At 68.5% G+C, this 1516-nt stretch carries 2 protein-coding genes; one reads left to right on the forward strand and one right to left on the reverse strand.

Going from position 1 to position 1516, the window contains the following annotated elements; translation table 11 throughout:
- Positions 1-249 precede the first annotated feature (249 nt).
- A complete protein-coding gene (locus FV222_RS25770) occupies positions 250-1146 on the forward strand; it encodes an MBL fold metallo-hydrolase (protein ID WP_147754333.1) in 897 nt (298 codons plus the stop codon).
- Between the two features lie 11 nt (positions 1147-1157).
- Here the strand turns inward: FV222_RS25770 and FV222_RS25775 are convergent, their stop codons facing one another.
- Complete coding sequence (locus FV222_RS25775) at positions 1158-1346, reverse strand: hypothetical protein (RefSeq protein ID WP_147764340.1); 189 nt, start codon at positions 1344-1346, stop codon at positions 1158-1160.
- Positions 1347-1516 lie beyond the last annotated feature (170 nt).

The raw sequence follows: 1516 nt of genomic DNA on the forward strand, positions 1-1516 counted from the left end.
GCCGCAGGGCGACCGGACCGCTCGCGCTCGCCGACCGGCCGTGAAATCCGAAACGCGAGGCGTGGATGGGACTTATCCCATGTGCGGGCTCGCACATCGCAGCCTGCGGGGCCCACCCATCTCAAACTCTGTCAGAGAGCGGCGATGAGGAAACCACCGTCCGCCCACCGCCTCGGTCGCATTGACGCCGGAGCGGAGAACGGTTCCAGATCGAAGTCGATCGGACCATCCGAACGAAAACGACCCGTGATGACGATGTCGAGAAGTCCTGTAACGGACGGCGGTCTCACGCTGCGCTTCTGGGGCGTGCGTGGTTCGACGCCGGTCTGCGGCCCGGAATACGTCGAGTTCGGCGGCAACACCCCGTGCCTCGAGGTGCGCTGCGGCGAGCGACTGTTCGTCGTCGACGCGGGCTCGGGCCTCTATAATTGCGGCCAGCACAACCGCCAGGACCTGCCGAAGGAGGTCGACCTCCTCTTCAGCCACCTGCATCTCGATCACACCGGCGGCCTGCCGTTCTTCAAGCCCGCGGTGTTCGACGCCGAGCGCACGATCAACACCTGGTGCGGCAACCTCGACGGGCAGTCGGCCGAGGACGCGCTCGGCCGCCTGTTCTCGCCGCCGCTCTTCCCGGTGACCCTCGACATCCTCCCGTGCACGCTGAAGCATCACGGCTTCCGCGCGGGCGAGACGCTGACCTTCGCCGACGGTGCGACCGTCGACACGATCCTGCTCAACCATCCCCAGGGCTCGGTCGGCTATCGCTTCGAGCATGGTGGCAAGCGGCTCTGCATCATCAGCGACATCGAGCACACCGACCCGTGGCCGGACGCCGCGCTGATGCGCTTCGTCGAGGGCGCCGACCTGATGGTCTACGACGGGATGTTCACCGACGGCGAATACCCGACCTGCCGCGGCTGGGGTCACTCGACCTGGCAGAAGGGCGTGGAGCTCGCCCAGGCCGCCGGCGTGAAGGCGCTGGCGATCATCCACCTGCACCCGTGCCATTCGGACACGACCCTGCTTTCGGTCGAGGCGGACATGCAGGCTGTGATGCCGACGGCCTACATCGCCCGCGAGCGCCAGCGCGTCGAGGTTGGCGCGACGCCCGCGATCCGTCGCGAGCCGCTGATCCGCATCGCCTGACGGCATCCGGTTCACGCGCTCGCGCGCGGCCGCCGACGCTGAAGGTAGGCGAAGAAGCCGAACAGCGCGACGCCGATGATCACGCCGCTCCAGCCGTAATTCGTGAGCAGCTGTCCGTCGACCGGGTGCCCGATCAGGCCCATCGCCACCAGCAGGCCGAGCGCCGCGATCGCGGCCGAAACGAGCATTCCGAGCGTCATGGGGGCTTCTCGCGGAGCGGTTCCAGGTGGTCGGGTGCGCGACCGCTTCGTTGGCGAGAATGCGCCCCCGCCGCCCTGGAAGGCACGGTGTCGGCCCGAGACGTCGCCTCCCCGGCGGAAACCGCCGCAGAAAGCCCCGGCGCCGAAGGCCGCCGGTCACAGGGATGTGG

Origin of the sequence: Methylobacterium sp. WL103 (genome assembly GCF_008039885.1) — a bacterium.
In the GTDB taxonomy this organism is placed as follows: Bacteria; Pseudomonadota; Alphaproteobacteria; order Rhizobiales; family Beijerinckiaceae; genus Methylobacterium; species Methylobacterium cerastii.

Bases quoted from the DNA above. Each gene is read 5' to 3' on its own strand.
- FV222_RS25775 (WP_147764340.1), bottom strand. From the start codon at position 1,346: ATGACGCTCGGAATGCTCGTTTCGGCCGCGATCGCGGCGCTCGGCCTG.
- FV222_RS25770 (WP_147754333.1), top strand. From the start codon at position 250: ATGACGATGTCGAGAAGTCCTGTAACGGACGGCGGTCTCACGCTGCGC.